Genomic DNA, 15,662 nt, shown 5'->3' with positions numbered 1-15,662 from the left:
ATGACACCGGTATCATCGATCGTCGGCGCAAAGCCGCTATCGACCCCCCGGGCCTGAAAAACCAGAATGTGGCGGAATGTCTCTGCCCCATCCTCCCTTGCCGGCCATCTTGGCGATGGTCTCGTTTGCGGTTAAGTAACCGGTGTCATAAAAATGAAGCGGCGCTAGGCCGCTGTCAAGAAGCGAGTGGAGCCTGCCTGTGAAACCCAAGTTTTTCGCCGCTTTCGCCTTGCTTGCTTGCACGGTGTCGGGCGCCGCGCATGCGGTTCCGGCCTTTCCGGGCGCGGTCGGATGGGCGGCGGAAACGCCGGGCGGGCGCGGCGGGCGAATCATTCGCGTCACGACGCTGGCGGCCAGCGGACCCGGTTCGCTGCGCGAGGCGATCGAGGCGAAGGGGCCGCGCATCATCGTGTTCGAGGTCGGCGGCGTGATCGATCTCGGGCGTAGCGTGCTGACGATCAGCGAGCCTTTCCTGACGATCGCCGGCCAGACCGCGCCGTCGCCGGGGATCACGATTATCCGCGGCGGGATCGACGTGAAAGGTCATGACGTGATCATCCGCCACATCCGCGTCCGCACGGGCGTAGACGGCCAGCCGATCCGCAGCGGCTGGGAGGCCGATGCGATCTCGACGGTCGGCGCGCACGACGTGATCGTCGATCACTGCTCCTTCCTCTGGGCGCTCGACGAGAATATGTCGGCGTCAGGCCCGCGCTTCTCGGGCGATACGCTCGAAAGCTGGCGCAAGGGCGCGTCCTACCGCATCACCTTCTCCTACAATATCGCGGGCGAGGGGATCGCCAACGGCAGCCATCCCAAGGGCGAGCACAGCAAGGGATCGCTGATCCACGACAACGCGACGCAGATCCTGATCTACCGCAATCTCTACGCGCATAATTACGAGCGCAATCCGCTGCTCAAAGGCGGCGTGCAGGCGGCGGTGGTCAACAATCTGATCTACGACCCTGGCCAGCGCGCGATCCACTATAATCTCATGGCGCTCGAATGGGCGGGGCATCCCTATGTGCCCGGCCAATTGTCGGCGGTCGGCAACGTCCTGCGCGGTGGCCGCTCGACCGAGCCGCTCGCTTTCCTGATGCTCGGCGGCGCGGGGGACCTGCGCTATTACGCCAAGGACAATGTCGCGGTCGATCGGATCGGTAGTCCGCTGCCGATGTTCGGCCGCTACGGCGTCACCACCGCGAAGCTGGTCACGGTCGCCGAGCCCGATGTCTGGCCTGCCGGGCTTGCGGTGCTGCCTTCGGACGAGGTCGAGACCGACATTCTCGCCATGGCCGGCGCGCGGCCGTGGGACCGCGACGCCGACGACGCCCGTCTGGTCTTCGACGTCGCCGAGGGGCGCGGCGAAATCATCAACGACGAGAAGCAGGTCGGCGGCTATCCCGACGTCAGGGAACCGACGCGCACCGCCTTCGATCCCGCCGCGTGGAACCTCGACACGATGGAGCCGAAATCAGGCGTCTATCCGGGCCAGCATGCCGTGCACGAAGTCCAGTCGCCGCAGGGCAAGAAGGCGCACTGAGCGGGAGGCAGGCTCGGCCTCAGCGCGCGAGCCAGCCGCCGTCGACCGCGAGGATATGGCCGTTGACATAGTCCGACGCGCGCGAGGCGAGGAAAACGGCCGCCCCGCCCATATCGTCGGGCGCGCCCCAGCGGCCGGCGGGGATGCGGTCGAGGATCGACTTGTTGCGCGCCTCGTCGGCCTGCAGCGCGGCGGTGTTGTTGGTCGCGATATAGCCCGGCGCGATCGCGTTTACGTTGATGCCCTTGGCCGCCCATTCGTTGGCCAGCAGCTTGGTCAGCCCCGCCGCGCCCGATTTGGATGCGGTATAGCTGGGCACGCGGATCCCGCCCTGGAAGCTGAGCATCGATGCGATGTTGATGATCTTGCCGCGTCCCCCGGCGATCATATGCCGCCCCGCCGCCTGGCAGAGGAAGAAGACGCTTTTCAGGTTGGTGTCGATCACCGCGTCCCAGTCCGCCTCGCTGAAATCGACGGCGTCGGCGCGGCGGATGATCCCGGCGTTGTTGACGAGGATGTCGAGCCCGCCGAGCCGCTCGATCGTTTCGTCGACGATCGACTGGACCGGCGCGATGGTCGAGAGGTCGGCGGCGATGAACGCCGCCTTGCGCCCTTCGGCCTCGATCAGCGCGACCGTTTCGTCGCAGGCCGATCGCCCGACGACCGCCACGTCCGCGCCAGCCCTAGCCAGCGCGACAGCGATGCCCTGCCCGATGCCGGTATTCGCGCCGGTGACGACGGCGATCTTGCCGCTAAGATCGAAGAGCCCGGTCATTTGAGCTGGCAGATGTCGAGGACATTCATGTCGGTATAGTCGAGATTCTCGCCGCCCATCGCCCAGATGAAGGCATAGGCCTTGGTGCCCGAACCCATGTGGATCGACCAGGGGGGGGAGATCACCGCTTCCTCGTTGCCGACGACGATGTGCCGCATCGAATCGGGCTCGCCCATATAATGGAAGACGCGATCGTCGCCTTCGAGATCGAAGTAGAAATAGATTTCCGACCGGCGATCGTGGAGATGCGGCGGCATGGTGTTCCACACGCTGCCGGGCTTCAGGATCGTCATGCCCATCAGCAGCTGGGCCGACTGGCAGACGCCGGGGATGACGAGCTGGTAGATCGTCCGCTCGTTCGATCCCTCAAGCCCGCCGCGCTCCAGCGGATTGGCCTCGGCCAGCGTGATCTTCTTGATCGGGAAGGTCGCGTGCGCGGGGACGCTGACGATGTAGAAGCGCGCGCCCTTGCCGGCGAAGCTTACATCGGTGGTGCCCATCGGCAGGTAGAGCGCTTCCTTTGTCGCCAGCGCATAGTCGGCGCCGTCGACGGTGACGGTGCCTTCCGCGCCGCCGACATTGACGACGGCCATCTCGCGGCGTTCGAGGAAGGGCTTGCCCGCGGCCGAGGCCGGCTCGGCCTGGCGGGGGAGGGCGACCGGGGCCGCGCCGGGCGCGGCGCCGCCGATCACGAAGCGCTCATTGTGCGAATAGTTGAGGACGACCTCGCCCTCGCGGAACAGTCCGCCGACCAGATAGCGGTCGCGCAGCGCGTCGTTGCTGACGCTGTCCATCATGTCGGGGTGAGTTGCGTGGTAGGTTTTCACGTACATGTCGGGATTTCCTCTCGGCGCGATTGGTAACCGGTGTCATTCGACGAATCAAGCATCAGCCGCGCGGCTGCGCGACCGATGCGCGCTTGATCAGCGTCGACAGGAAGAGCGAAGGCGCGGCGGCCTGCGCGTCGGCGTCGGGCGTGTCGGCAAGCAGCTTGTAGGCGGCGGCGCGCGCCATGTCGGCGATCGGCCAGCGCACGGTGGTAAGCGGGGGCCAGAGATGCGCGGCGATCGACGTATCGTCGAAACCGATGATCGAAAGATCGCCGGGCACGTCGAGCCCGCGCGCGCGCGCCGCGTGGAGCACGCCCGCCGCCATCTCGTCGTTGGACGCGAAGATCGCCGTCGGGCGCGGGCGCGAATCGAGCAGCCTGTGCCCGGCCGCCACACCCGATTCGAAGCGGTAAGTGCCTTCGACGACCAGCGCGTCGGGTAGCTCGATCCCGGCCGCCGCCAGCGCTTCGCCAAAACCCGACCGGCGCTCGAAGGCCGAGCGGAAGCCCTGCGGTCCGGTGACGATCCCGATCGTCCGGTGCCCCTGCTCGATCAGGAACTGCGTGGCCTCGCGCACGCTCTCGCGGTCGTTGGAGCCGACCATCCGCTCGGGCTGGTCGAGCTGCGCCGATCCCATGCGGACATAGCGGCAGTCCAGCTCGTCGCAGAGCGCGGCGAGCGCGTCATTCTCGGAAATCGGCGGCAGCAGCACGATGCCGTGGAGCCGCTGGCGCGTCAGGAAGGCGCGGATGTCGTCGGCCATCGTCGGCGACCCGCGGTTCACCGGGCGGACGATCAGCTCATATTCGGTGTTGGCCAGCACGCCCAATATGCCCTGCTGCATCCCCAGCACCATCTGGGCATTGGGGTTGTCGTGGACCAGCCCGATCAGGAAATTGCGCCGCAGCGCCAGCGCGCGCGCCTGGGGGTTGGGGACATAGCCCGTCTCGGCGATCACCGCGTCGACGCGACGGCGGGTCTCCTCGTTGAGCAGCGGCGAGCGGTTGATGACGCGGCTCACCGTTTTCTTCGACACGCCGGCCAGTCGCGCAATGTCGTTGATCGTCGGCTTTCCGCCCCGCGAACCGCCCGCACCCTCGCTCAAACCCGATACTCCCCTTGCCCGCCCCGCATAGCGCGCGGACAGGGCATGGACAATGACACCGGTTTCCTATAGCTCGTTCGCCGACGAGAGGAAAGCAGTGCCGATGGCGGACGAGCAAGCAGCGACGGGGAATGAGGCGATCGCCGAGGCGTTCGTCGCCGCGCGAAAGGCGGCGCGGGCATTGCCCGAATATCCCGGAAATCCGCCGCTTTCCTTCGCCCAATCCTATGCCATTCAGGACCGCGCGATCGCGCTGTGGGGGGCGCCGGTGGTGGGCTGGAAAGTCGGCCGGGTGCCCCCGCCGCTCGATGTGGAGCTGGGGACGACGCGGCTGTGCGGCCCGATCTTCGCGGGCAGCCTGACCGACGCGGAAGACCGGCCGGAAGTCGCCGTTTTCGAGGGCGGATTCGGTGCGATCGAATCGGAATTCCTGTTCAAACTGGGCATGGTCGAGCCGGGCCGGCTTCACTGGACGCTCGACGATGCGCTCGCCACCGTCGATGCTGTGCATCTGGGGTTCGAGATCGCGAGCTCGCCCTTTCCGGGGATCAACGCGCTCGGCCCGCTGGTGACGGCGTCGGACTTCGGCAACAATAACGGGCTGGTGATCGGCCCCGAGATCGTCGGCTGGCGTGACCGCGCGATCGACGACTGGCGGGTGGCGACGCTGATTGACGGCGTGACGATCGGCGAGGGCAAGGCGTCGTCCTTCCCCGACGGCAGCGCCGGGTCGCTCCGCGCGCTGCTTGAAAATCTTGCCGCGCGCGGCATCACGCCGCCGCCGGGCACTTGGGTGTCGACGGGCGCCGTCAGCGGGGTCCATCCGATCGCACCGGGGCAGACCGCCGTTGCGCGTTTCGGCGACGAGGAAGCGATCGAATGCCGTATCGTGGCCGCAGAGCCGCGGGCGGAGTGAAAATGAAGGGGATGCGTATATGGCAGGTCAGGGCAACGCCGCGGCGGTGACGGAAGCAGCGGCGGGCAGGGCCGGCCGCTATCGCTGGGTGATCGTCGCGCTGCTCTTCGCGGCGACCGCGATCAACTATGTCGATCGCCAGATGATCGGCGTGCTCAAGCCGACATTGTCGCTCGAACTCGGCTGGACGGAGACCGCCTATGCCGACATCGTCTTCTGGTTCCAGGCCGCCTATGCGATCGGCTATATCGGCTTCGGCCGCATCGTCGACCGGATCGGCGCGCGCTTCGGCTATGCCATCGCCTTCGTGATCTGGACGGCCGCGCATATCGGCCACGGCTTCGTCCACAGCGTCACCCAGTTCGCCGCCGTCCGTTTCGGACTGGGCGTGGGCGAGGCTGGCAATTTCCCCGCCGGCATCAAGGCGGTGACCGAATGGTTCCCCGCCAAGGAGCGTGCGCTGGCGATCGGCGTGTTCAACGCCGGCGCCAATGTCGGCGCGATCATCACGCCGCTGATCGTCCCCTGGCTGACCATTGCTTATGGCTGGCGCATGGCCTTCATCGTCACCGGGCTGTTCAGCATCGTCTGGCTGATCGCCTGGGTCGCCATCTATCGCCGCCCGCGCGAGCAGAAGCGCCTATCGTCGGCGGAGCTGGCGTGGATCGAAAGCGACCCCGCCGACCCGGTCAAGCCGCTGCCCTGGCGCCGCCTGATCGGCGTGCGCGAGACCTGGGCCTATGCGCTCGGCAAATTCTTCATCGACCCGATCTGGTGGTTCTTCCTCTTCTGGCTGCCCGGCTATCTGGGCGAACGCTATGGCCTCGACCTCAAGAGCTTCGGCCCGCCGCTCGTCGCCATCTACGTGCTGAGCGACGTCGGCAGCATCGTCGGCGGCTGGGCATCGTCGACGATGATGAAGGCGGGGCGAAGCTGCAATTTCGCGCGCAAGATGACGATGCTCGGCTGCGCCATCGCGGTCACGCCCATCTTCTTTGCGCAGCATTACGACAATTTGTGGGTGGCGGTGCTGGTGATCGGCATCGCGACGGCGGCGCATCAGGCCTTCTCCGCCAACCTCTACACGCTGCCGTCGGACCTGTTCCCGCGCGCGGCGGTGGGATCGGTGATCGGCATCGGCGGCACGCTGGGCGCGGTCGGCGGCATGGTGATGTCCAAATATACCGGCTACGTCCTCGACAGCATCGGCAGCTACACGCCGATCTTCGTCGTCGCGGGCAGCGCCTATTTCTTCGCGCTGGGTGTGGTTCACCTGCTCAGCCCGCGCCTCCAGCCCGTCGCCGAACGGATCGAGATCTAGGCCATATTTCGTCATTGCGAACGCAGCGAAGCAATCCAGGGATGTTCGACATCGGACTGGATTGCTTCGCTGCGCTCGCAATGACGGGAAATCACCTCCCGTTCAGGCTCGGCCCGCTCGCGGCGAGGAGAGACATGGCTGCGTCGCTCCGCTAGTCCTTAAGGATCAGAACGATTCTTCGAGGGGGCAATCATGCGCGCATCACGTTTTTCGGCTGGCCTGCTGGCGTTTGCGCTCGGCACCGCGCTGGTGCCGATGGCGGCGTCGGCGGCGGGCAGGGTCCCGATCACGCACGAGACGTTGTGGATGATGAAGCGCGTCGGCGCGCCGGTCGTCAGCCCCGACGGCGCCTGGGTCGTCTACACGCTCAACGAGCCTTCCTATGAAGCCGACAAGGCCGTCACCGACCTGTGGATCGTCCCGGCCGACGGATCGGCCGCCCCCCGCCGCCTGACCAGCGGCAAGGGCGGCGAGAGCGACGCAGCCTGGTCACCCGACAGCCGCCGCATCGCCTTTGTCGCCAAGCGCGACGGCGACGATGCGCCGCAAGTCTATATCCTCGATCTCGCGGGCGGCGAGGCGGTGCGCGCGACGAGCGTGTCGACCGGTGCGTCCAATCCGCAATGGCGCCCCGACGGGCAGGCGATCCTCTTCGAATCCTCGGTCTTCCCCGACGCGAAGGACGATGCCGCAAACCGCGCCGATGCCGCCGCGATCAAGGCGCGCAAATATAATGTCCGCGTCTACGAACATTTCCCGATCCGCTACTGGAACCAGTGGATCGACGAGAAGCGCCCGACGATCATGGTTCAGCCGCTCGTTGATGGCGCGGCCGCGCGCGACATCATCGCGCCGACCAACCTCGCCGCGCAGGAGGGGTTCTTCGGGTCGGCGCAGGGCGACGGCGGCGCGACGCTGTCGCCGGTATGGAGCCCCGACGGGCGCGAGATCGTCTTCATCGCGACGACCGAGCGCTGGAACGCCGCGTTCGCGCGCGTCAACTACAAGCTCTACCGCATCCCCGCCGAGGGCGGCGAGCCGAAGCCGGTTACCGAGGAAGCGGGCGAATTTTCCGATCCCACCTTCACGCCCGACGGCCGCGCCCTGCTCTTCACGCACAACACGCAAGGGCAGGAAGTCTATGACCTGCCGCGCCTTGCCAAGGTCGGCTGGCCCGCGGGCGGCGCGATCACGACGCTGACGGCGGGCTTCGATCGCGAACCCGCCTCCTTCGCCGTCACCCCAGACAGCCGTCAAATCTACATGCTGGTGCCCGAGGCGGCGAACGAGAATATCTACCGCCTCGGCATCGACGGCGGAAAGCCCGAGCTGGTGATCGCGCCCAGGACCGGCGGGTACACCAGCCTCGTCATCCCCGACAAGGCGAAGCAGCTTCGCCTGATCGCCGGCTATGGCAGCTCGGTCAGCCCGGTCGAGATCGTGCGCGTCGATCCGGCGAAGAAAAGCCACGCCAACCTGACCAGCGTCAACACCGCGCTCGCCGCGACGATCGACTGGAGCAGCCCGGAACATTTCAGCTTTATCAGCAAGAAGGGGCGGACGATCCACAGCATGATCGTCACCCCGCCGGCCTTCGACCCGAAGAAGAAATATCCGCTGCTCGTCATCATCCATGGCGGGCCGGCGAGCAGCAATGCCGACCAGATCGGGCTGCGCTGGAACTATCATCTGCTCGCCGCACCCGGCTATGTCGTGCTCCTGACCGACTATACGGGCTCGACCGGCTATGGCGAGCAGTTCGCGCGCAACATCAAGCTCGATCCGCTGCGCGGCCCCGCCGAGGAAATCGACGAGGCGGTGAACGAGGCAGCGAAGCGCTACGCCTTCATCGACGCGGGCAATGCCTGCGCAGGCGGGGCGAGCTATGGCGGCCACCTGACCAACTGGATCGAGGCGACGACGACGCGCTACAAATGTCTCGTCAGCCATGCCGGCGAAGTCGACCTGCTGACCCAGTGGGGGACGAGCGACTTCAACTATGGCCGCGAGGTCGCCAGCGGCGGGCCGCCCTGGGGCGACAGCAAGGTGTGGCGCGACCAGAGCCCGATCACCTACGGCGCCGACTGGAAGACCCCGATGCTGATGAGCATCGGCGAGCGCGACTATCGCGTGCCGCTGGCGAATACGCTCGAGGCCTGGTCGACGCTGCAGCGGATGCAGGTGCCCAGCCGCCTGCTCGTCTGGCCCGACGCATGGCACTGGATCACCAAGCCCGAGGACAGCCGGCAATTCTACAAGGAAGTGCAGGCCTGGCTCGGCCATTATCTGAAGGGCGCGCCGGCGGTGAACGGCGGGCCGGTGAAATGAGGATGTTTTAATCCACGCCCACGATCAGGCCGTCGCGCAACCACTGGCCGAGCAGCGCGCCGGCCTGCGCGGCGCCTTCCGCTTCGCCGAGGCTGTCGACCAGCATCGCGCAGAGCGCGCCGAAGCTCGCGCCGCTCATCGCATGATCGATCGCCAGCCGTTCGACCGTCTCGATGCTGCGGAAGCAGGACATGCCATCCTGTCGCCAGACGATGATCGCTCCGGGGATCGGCAGGCGCGCGGTGGCGGGCGGGGCTTCTCCGGCCGACAGCGCCGACCAGATGGCGGCGGCGTTGCTGGCGGCGGGAGCCAGCGCGATCGAGGGGCTGAAGCGCAGCACGGCATTGTCCCAGTCGATCGCGCTTAGATCGGCCATCGCGACCGGATCGGCATCGGGCGCGACGAAGGCTTCGGCCAGCGCACCGTCGATCCACGCCAGATCGCCGACTTCGGGGTCGTCGGGCCAGAGCGCGGCGATGCTGTCGGGGAAGCCCTCGGCATAGGCGTCGAGCGTCCAGGCATGGGGCGGGTGGCCGCGGATATGCGCGATCGCCGCCGCCTCGAACGCATCCTCGCCGATCCAGGCGCGCACCCGCTCGAACGTGTCGGCAAGGCAGGCCATCAGGGCGGCGCGATAATTATTCTGATAGACGAGCAGCCCGGCCGCCGCCTGCGGCCCGATCCGTGCCGCCGCGTCGTCCGATGCGCCGTCGAGCCAGGCGCGAAAGTCGCGCTGCAGGGCGATCAGGCTCATGCCGCGACGCAGGCCCGCACACCGCCGGCGATCGCGCGCGCGCAATCCAGCTCGGCGAGCAGATCGGCGAGCGGGGGGATGTCGTCGTCGCGCTCGATCATCGTCGCGACGGGGCCGGTCAGCGCGACGGCATGGGCGTAAAGATCCCAGACCGATGCGGGCACGGGGCGGTCATGCGTGTCGATCAGCATGTCGCGACCCTGCGAATGGCCGGCGAGGTGGATCTGGCGCACGCGACCGGCGGGGATTCCGCCCAGCCAGGCGAGCGCATCGAAGCCATGATTGCTTGCGCTGACGAACACATTGTTGACGTCGAGCAACAGGTGGCAGCCGGTTTCGGCGCACATCGCCTCGATGAACTGCCACTCGGTCATCGGCGCGCCGGGAAAGGCGATATAGCTCGACGGATTCTCGATCAGCATCGTGCGCCCCAGCGCATCCTGAGCGCGGCGGATATTGGCGCAGACGGTGGCGAGCGCTTCTTCGGTATAGGGCAGCGGCAGCAGGTCATGCGAATTGAAGCCGTCGATCCGCGACCAGCTGAGATGGTCCGAGACGAAGAGCGGATCGATCTCGTCGAACAGCGCGCGCAACCGCTTCAGATAATCGGCATCAAGGCCATCGGCCGACCCGATCGACATCGACACGCCGTGGAGCGCGACCGGATGCTTCTCGCGGATGCGGCGCAATATGGCGCGCGGCCGCCCGCCGGGGACCATGAAATTCTCGGAGATGACCTCGACGAAGTCGACGGGCACCTCGCCGTCGAGAAACTCGGCATAATGCGGCTTGCGCAGCCCCAGCCCGAAATGATGGTCCGCAAGGCGCGGGACGGTCATGGTGCGTCTCCGTGAACGCGGCCCGGCCGCCTTGGGGCAGCCGGGCGCGCTGCCGCTTACTTCTCGGTCAGGCTGCCGCCGGCGGCGGTGCACTGCTTGGACGACATTTCCTTGAAGCCCTGGCCCTTGCAGCTGTTCTGGCCCTTGCAGTCATTCTTTGCGGTCTTGCAGTCCGACGTGCCCTTGCAGGTGTTGACGCCGTAGCAGTGGACCTTGGCCGCGCCTTCGTGCGACGCGGCATTGGCCGGCGCTGCGACCGACAGGCCGGCGATGGCAAGAAGCGCGGCGGAGGCGGCGACGCTGGCGCCCGACTTGATGCTGATCATTTCATTCTCCCGAAATAGAGTCTGCCGTGATGGCGCTTGCTGTTTCGACGCCGGGTGCCGACCGGTTACAGCATAACTTTACCAGCGCAGGAAACGCGGGCCGATCAGTGCGCCGATCGCGGCGGCGAGCAGGATGCCGAGCGAATACCAGGTCAGCACGAACAGCGCCGAGACCTCGGGGCAATGCATGCAGTAAAGCGTCGCGGCGCAGGCCCCCGCCGCCATGCCCGCCGCCGCCCCCGCCGCGCGCAGCCGCGTCGGCGCCATCCGACGGAACGACCAGAGCAGCCCGATGAAGATCGGCGCGGAAAGCATCAGCACGATCCACGGGCAGCGCTTCCAGCTATGCCCCAACCACATCTTCAGCCAGTCGGCCGGCGGCGCGTGCATCATCTCGATCGTGGTGACGGCGGCGAGCAGCAGCACCGGGATGGCGAGCAGCCACAACCAGCGGAGCGGCTGGGCGTCGGGGCGGGCGAGCCGCGCGGTCGCGATCAGCGATCCGATGAACAGCGACGCGGTGTAGCTCCACTTCATCCAGAAATGGAAACCGTGCATCGCCTGCATCAGATCGGCGCGGAAGCCCAGCCACAGGCCGATGAGCCCGACGGTGACGATCGCGCCGGCGGCGACGCCGAGGCCGATCCTGCGCATGACGCCGTGGCGCGGCACGGGCTTCACGTCGGTGGCAAGCTGATCGATCAGCATGTCGGTGTTCATCGCCCGTCCCCCACGATGCGCTGGGCCAGGCGCTTCAGCCCGCGATGAACCGAGACCTTCAGGTCCGATTCGCCGATGCCCGCGCCTTCGGCGGCCTCGGCGACGCTCAGCCCCTCGATGCGCGTCGCGCGGATCGCGCGCGCCTGCTTGGGCGGCAGCGCGCCCAGCAGCCGGTCGACGTCCATCCGGGCATTGCTGGCGTCCTCAAAGCCTTCGGCGACCAGCATCTCCTGCACGTCCTCGACATCGACCATGTGGCGTGCGCGGCGGAAATGATCGATCATCTTGTAGCGCGCGATCGCGAACAGCCAGGCGCTGAACATGCGATCCCGGTCATATGTGGCGCGGCGCGTATGCACCGCGATCAAAGTCTCCTGCACCAGATCCTCGACATCATGGTCGCCGCTGCCGACGCGGCGGCGATAGAAGGCGCGCAGCATGGGGACGAGCGCGCGCAGCAACACGGCATGCGCTGCGGCATCGCCGTCCAGCCCAGCCACCATCCATGCCCGCAACTGTTCCTCGCCTGCTCGCATGCGCACTCCCGAACCGCCTTTTCGCGCGGGTCGCGCGCGAAGTTACAGTCGGAATGACGGGCGCTCACGTTTTTTTGGGAGGCGCGACAAAAATCGCGTCGGTCGTAACCGTTGCCGCGACAGCGCCGAACTGTCGGGCGTGTTCCGGCATTTCAGCGCCCCCAGCCGGTCACCTTGCGGCCGGCCCGTGCTCCACATGGCCGGCCGCATGCCGGGCGCGGATGCCGATTTCATCGCAATCACGGAGAAGAACATGACCAATATGACGACCATCGTCGCGGCGGCCTTGACCGTCGCCATCGCCGGCGCGGGCACCGCCAATGCCGCGGGCGGGCAGAAGCCGATGGAGAAATGCTACGGCGTTTCGCTGGCCGGCAAGAATGATTGCAAGGCGGGCGCGGGCACCAGCTGCGCCGGCACCTCCAAGGTCAATTATCAGGGCGACGCGTGGAAGCTCGTCCCCGCCGGCACCTGCACCAAGACCAAGACCCCCAAGGGCTACGGCTCGCTGACGCCCAAGGCGTCGTGACCGATCGCGCGACCGGAAGGAGCCACAGCATGAGCATCCCCAATCTCTATCGGCGCGCGGCGTCGCTCGCGCAGCGCCTGCTGCCGCCCGCCCTGCTGCTTCTGGTCGCGCGCCTCGGCATTGCGGCGGTGTTTTTCACGTCGGGGCGCACCAAGGTCGAAGGGCTGCTGACCATCACCGACAGTACCTACGAACTGTTCCGCACCGATTATGCGCTGCCTTTCATGCCGCCCGAACTCGCGGCGCACGTCGCGACCTATTCGGAGCATCTCTTCCCGATCCTGCTCGTTCTCGGCCTTGCCACGCGCCCGGCGGCGCTGGCGCTGCTCGGCATGACGGCGGTGATCGAGATCTTCGTCTATCCCGATGCCTGGCCGACGCATCTCAGCTGGGCGGGGCTGCTGCTTCCGCTCATCGCACAGGGCGGCGGCGCGATTTCGCTCGATGCGCTGTTCAGGCGGCGGCTGGCCGCCTGATCGGTCAGCAGGCCGGCGCGGGCTTTCCCGCGCCGCGCCGCGCATCGAGCGCGGCGATGCCGAGGATGGCGAGACCGCCCAGCGCCAGCAGGCTGCCGACCCAGCCGGTCGAGGTCCAGCCATAGCCGGCGGCGATCGCCAGCCCGCCCAGCCAGGGTCCGATCGCGTTGGCGAGGTTGAAGGCGCTGTGATGAAGGGCCGCGGCAAGCGTCTGGGCGTCCCCCGCCACGTCCATCAGCCGGGTCTGCAGCACGGTGCCGACGCCGCCGCCGATGCCGATCAGGAAGACGACGATCGACAGACTCCACAGATGGGGCGCGGCGAAGGGAAAGAGCGCGAGCGATACGGCGCTCCACAGGAACATCCCCGCCGCCGTCGGCATCAGCGCGCGATCCGCCGCCCATGCCGCGCCGAGATTGCCCAGCGTCAGCCCGACGCCAAAGATGGCGAGGACGAGCGGCGCCAGCGCTTCCGAGACATGCGTCACCTCGATCATCGTCGAGGCGACATAGGTATAGACGGCGAACAGCCCGCCGAAGCCGATCGCGCCAGTCGCGAGCGTCAGCCACACCTGCCGGTTGCCCAGCGCGCCCAATTCGCGCAGCGGGCTCGCGCCCTCGGCGGGGGGATCGTGCGGGGCGTAGAGCCAGACGAGCAGCGCGGTCAGCGTCGCGAGCGCCGCGACGATCACGAAGCCCCAGCGCCAGCCGATCGCGAAACCGACCCAGCTTGCCGCCGGCACGCCGAGGATCGTCGCGACGGTCAGCCCCGCCATCACCCGCGCTACGGCCTGCGCGCGCCTGTTCGCCGGCACCAGCGACGCCGCGACAAGCGCCGCGACGCCGAAATAGGCGCCGTGCGGCAGCCCGCTCAGGAAGCGGAAAAGCAGCATCATGTGATAGTCGGGAGCCAGTCCGCTCAGCAGATTGGCGATGGCATAGAAGAGCATCAGGCCGATGAGCAGGGTCCGCCGCGCCACGCGCGCGGCCAGCACCGCGATCACCGGCGCGCCCGTCACCACGCCCAGCGCATAGGCACTGATCACATGGCCCGCCGTCGGTGCGTCGATGTGAAGCCCGGCGGAGAAATAGGGGAGCAGGCTCATCGCCGCGAATTCGGCGGTGCCGATCGCGAAGCCGCCCGTGGCGAGCGCGAACATGACGAGGCCGGGATGACGGCTCGCGGAAGCTGACATGGCGGGGTTCCCGATGCTGCGGTGCAACAGCGTCCAGATAGGCGCATAGCCCTGCTGGCTTCAAGGTCTCATGAAACCGGTTTCATCGCTTTCACCAGTCGATCGATGTCCACCGTCGCGAACGTGGCATAGCTGTCGGCCACGCCATAGGGGAGCAGCAGCGTCCGGCCCTTGGCGATCGCGCCGCAGCTATAGACGACATTGGGGACATAGCCGTCACGATCGCCTTCGTCCGGACGCAGGATCGGCGCTTCGGTCCGCGCCAGCACGCGCGCGGGATCGTCGCGGTCGAGCAGACAGGCGCCGATGCAATAGTTGCGGACCATGCCCACGCCGTGGGTGATGACCAGCCAGCCCTCGTCGATCTCGATCGGCGATCCGCAATTGCCCATCTGCACGAACTCCCACGGCCAGCGCGGGGTCAGCAGCCGGCCACCGCCTTCCCAGGCGTAGAGATCGTCGGAGGTGAGCAGCCAGATATTCTCATTGTCGTGGCGGGCGAGCGCGGCATAGCGCCCGCCGATCAGGCGCGGAAAGATCGCCAAGCCCTTGCCCGATGCGATCGGCCCGGTCACCGGACGCATCCCGAAGTTCGAGAAATCCTCGGTGTCGAGCATCTCCTGCCGCGTCGTCGATCCGCTATAGGCGGTGTAGGTGCCGAAATAACGCGGCGTCGCGTCGTCATCGTCGAGGAAGCGGACGAGGCGGACATCCTCGATCCCCTGCCGCTGCGCCGGGGTGAGGGGGAAGATCACCGTTTCGGATATGTCATGGCTCTCCGCGCAGCCGAGGCGGATCATGTCGCCATCCTCGCGCGTAACGCGCGGCGCGACCGAGTAGCGGCTGGGCGTATCGACGATGATCGTGCCGTCGGCCTCCCAGATGCCGGTGCGGAAGGTGACCGAGGAGACATGTCCCTCGCCGATTCCGCGCAGCGACATGATGAAGCGCAGCGCGCCTTCGCCGACGCCGCCCTGATCGGGATGCAGGACGATGCTGGGATTGAACAGCGCTGCCGCCTCGTACGAATATTCCTCGCTGAAATAGGCGCCGATCAGCAGCGCCTGTTCGCGCGGGACGAGGCAGCGGTCGATGACGAGGCCGTTCACTTCCTCGAACCGGCGCATCAGGATTGCTTCCAGATCGCGGTGGCGCGGGGCGAGCGCGTCGGTCATCGCCTTCAGCTCGGCGTGGAGCGCGTCGGCATCGAGTTCGAGGATGCGGTCGGCGATGCGCTGGGCACGCGGCCGCCCCTCGACGCCGAAGCCCGGCGGGTCGCCCGGCTCGAACGGGCGGATCACCGTGCGTTTGGGGTCCGATCGGAGAATGATGCCGCTGTCGATCGTCGTCTCGCCGTCGCCCATCTGCTTTTACTCCCGATCTCTTAAGCCTGATCCGGGAATCCGGATCAGGCGCGGCACCGGCCCGCTCCCCCACCCGGCCTCCCATCCAGGATACACTCTGTGGGA

Annotated in this window: 16 protein-coding genes; 6 read left to right on the top strand and 10 right to left on the bottom strand. The window is 67.3% G+C overall.

The window, feature by feature from the left end; all coding sequences use genetic code 11:
* The first annotated feature begins 244 nt into the window (after window positions 1–244).
* Window positions 245–1,543, top strand: coding sequence for a pectate lyase family protein (locus tag AC3WT0_RS15095; RefSeq protein ID WP_492754322.1), 1,299 nt, complete (start codon window positions 245–247; stop codon window positions 1,541–1,543).
* A gap of 19 nt (window positions 1,544–1,562) precedes the next feature.
* Here AC3WT0_RS15095 and kduD read toward each other — a convergent pair whose 3' ends face one another.
* Genes kduD through AC3WT0_RS15080 form a run of 3 tightly spaced genes read right to left on the bottom strand, consistent with a single transcriptional unit; the run spans window position 1,563 to window position 4,253 of the window.
* The gene (gene kduD / locus AC3WT0_RS15090; RefSeq protein WP_492754258.1) at window positions 1,563–2,318 is read right to left on the bottom strand and encodes a 2-dehydro-3-deoxy-D-gluconate 5-dehydrogenase KduD; all 756 of its coding nucleotides are present in this window, start codon (window positions 2,316–2,318) and stop codon (window positions 1,563–1,565) included.
* Window positions 2,315–3,151 (bottom strand): 5-dehydro-4-deoxy-D-glucuronate isomerase, encoded by an 837-nt coding sequence (kduI, locus tag AC3WT0_RS15085; protein ID WP_492754257.1) that lies wholly within the window; start codon window positions 3,149–3,151, stop codon window positions 2,315–2,317. The genes kduD and kduI overlap by 4 nt, the downstream gene beginning before the upstream one ends.
* A gap of 55 nt (window positions 3,152–3,206) precedes the next feature.
* Window positions 3,207–4,253, bottom strand: coding sequence for a LacI family DNA-binding transcriptional regulator (locus AC3WT0_RS15080; RefSeq protein ID WP_492754256.1), 1,047 nt, complete (start codon window positions 4,251–4,253; stop codon window positions 3,207–3,209).
* Between the two features lie 52 nt (window positions 4,254–4,305).
* Here AC3WT0_RS15080 and AC3WT0_RS15075 point away from each other — a divergent pair, with 52 nt between their 5' ends.
* The 3 genes from AC3WT0_RS15075 to AC3WT0_RS15065 all read left to right on the top strand — a co-directional run bounded on the left by AC3WT0_RS15075 (window position 4,306) and on the right by AC3WT0_RS15065 (window position 8,818).
* Window positions 4,306–5,169 carry a 2-keto-4-pentenoate hydratase gene (locus AC3WT0_RS15075; protein WP_492754255.1) on the top strand — a complete coding sequence of 288 codons (864 nt, stop codon included), beginning with the start codon at window positions 4,306–4,308 and terminating at the stop codon, window positions 5,167–5,169.
* A gap of 19 nt (window positions 5,170–5,188) precedes the next feature.
* Complete coding sequence (locus tag AC3WT0_RS15070) at window positions 5,189–6,490, top strand: MFS transporter (protein WP_492754254.1); 1,302 nt, start codon at window positions 5,189–5,191, stop codon at window positions 6,488–6,490.
* A gap of 192 nt (window positions 6,491–6,682) precedes the next feature.
* On the top strand, window positions 6,683–8,818 hold the full coding sequence (locus AC3WT0_RS15065) for a S9 family peptidase (RefSeq protein ID WP_492754253.1): 2,136 nt from the start codon (window positions 6,683–6,685) through the stop codon (window positions 8,816–8,818).
* A gap of 7 nt (window positions 8,819–8,825) precedes the next feature.
* Here AC3WT0_RS15065 and AC3WT0_RS15060 read toward each other — a convergent pair whose 3' ends face one another.
* The 5 genes from AC3WT0_RS15060 to AC3WT0_RS15040 all read right to left on the bottom strand — a co-directional run bounded on the left by AC3WT0_RS15060 (window position 8,826) and on the right by AC3WT0_RS15040 (window position 11,993).
* Window positions 8,826–9,572, bottom strand: coding sequence for an HvfC/BufC family peptide modification chaperone (locus tag AC3WT0_RS15060; RefSeq protein ID WP_492754252.1), 747 nt, complete (start codon window positions 9,570–9,572; stop codon window positions 8,826–8,828).
* Window positions 9,569–10,411 (bottom strand): MNIO family bufferin maturase, encoded by an 843-nt coding sequence (gene bufB / locus AC3WT0_RS15055; protein ID WP_492754250.1) that lies wholly within the window; start codon window positions 10,409–10,411, stop codon window positions 9,569–9,571. Before bufB ends, AC3WT0_RS15060 begins: the two co-directional genes overlap by 4 nt.
* A 56-nt stretch (window positions 10,412–10,467) precedes the next feature.
* On the bottom strand, window positions 10,468–10,737 hold the full coding sequence (gene bufA2 / locus AC3WT0_RS15050; protein ID WP_492754249.1) for a BufA2 family periplasmic bufferin-type metallophore: 270 nt from the start codon (window positions 10,735–10,737) through the stop codon (window positions 10,468–10,470).
* A 78-nt stretch (window positions 10,738–10,815) separates the two neighbouring features.
* On the bottom strand, window positions 10,816–11,457 hold the full coding sequence (locus AC3WT0_RS15045) for a DUF1109 domain-containing protein (RefSeq protein ID WP_492754248.1): 642 nt from the start codon (window positions 11,455–11,457) through the stop codon (window positions 10,816–10,818).
* Window positions 11,454–11,993, bottom strand: a complete 540-nt coding sequence (locus tag AC3WT0_RS15040) for a sigma-70 family RNA polymerase sigma factor (RefSeq protein WP_492754247.1) — start codon at window positions 11,991–11,993, stop codon at window positions 11,454–11,456. Before AC3WT0_RS15040 ends, AC3WT0_RS15045 begins: the two co-directional genes overlap by 4 nt.
* 262 nt (window positions 11,994–12,255) lie before the next feature.
* Between AC3WT0_RS15040 and AC3WT0_RS15035 the strand changes: the two genes are divergently transcribed.
* Window positions 12,256–12,522: a BufA1 family periplasmic bufferin-type metallophore gene (locus AC3WT0_RS15035; protein WP_492754321.1), complete on the top strand. Its 267-nt coding sequence runs from the start codon at window positions 12,256–12,258 to the stop codon at window positions 12,520–12,522.
* Window positions 12,523–12,551: 29 nt separating this feature from the next.
* Window positions 12,552–12,998: a DoxX family protein gene (locus tag AC3WT0_RS15030; protein WP_492754246.1), complete on the top strand. Its 447-nt coding sequence runs from the start codon at window positions 12,552–12,554 to the stop codon at window positions 12,996–12,998.
* Between the two features lie 4 nt (window positions 12,999–13,002).
* Here the strand turns inward: AC3WT0_RS15030 and AC3WT0_RS15025 are convergent, their stop codons facing one another.
* Window positions 13,003–14,193, bottom strand: coding sequence for an MFS transporter (locus AC3WT0_RS15025; protein WP_492754245.1), 1,191 nt, complete (start codon window positions 14,191–14,193; stop codon window positions 13,003–13,005).
* Window positions 14,194–14,261: 68 nt separating this feature from the next.
* Complete coding sequence (locus AC3WT0_RS15020; protein WP_492754244.1) at window positions 14,262–15,557, bottom strand: glycoside hydrolase family 130 protein; 1,296 nt, start codon at window positions 15,555–15,557, stop codon at window positions 14,262–14,264.
* Between the last annotated feature and the right edge of the window lie 105 nt (window positions 15,558–15,662).

Source organism: Sphingomonas sp. EU05-FHT14C10 (assembly GCF_058790595.1).
Note: the sequence above shows the minus strand (reverse complement) of the source record. Positions and strands in the feature narration are given on the sequence as shown.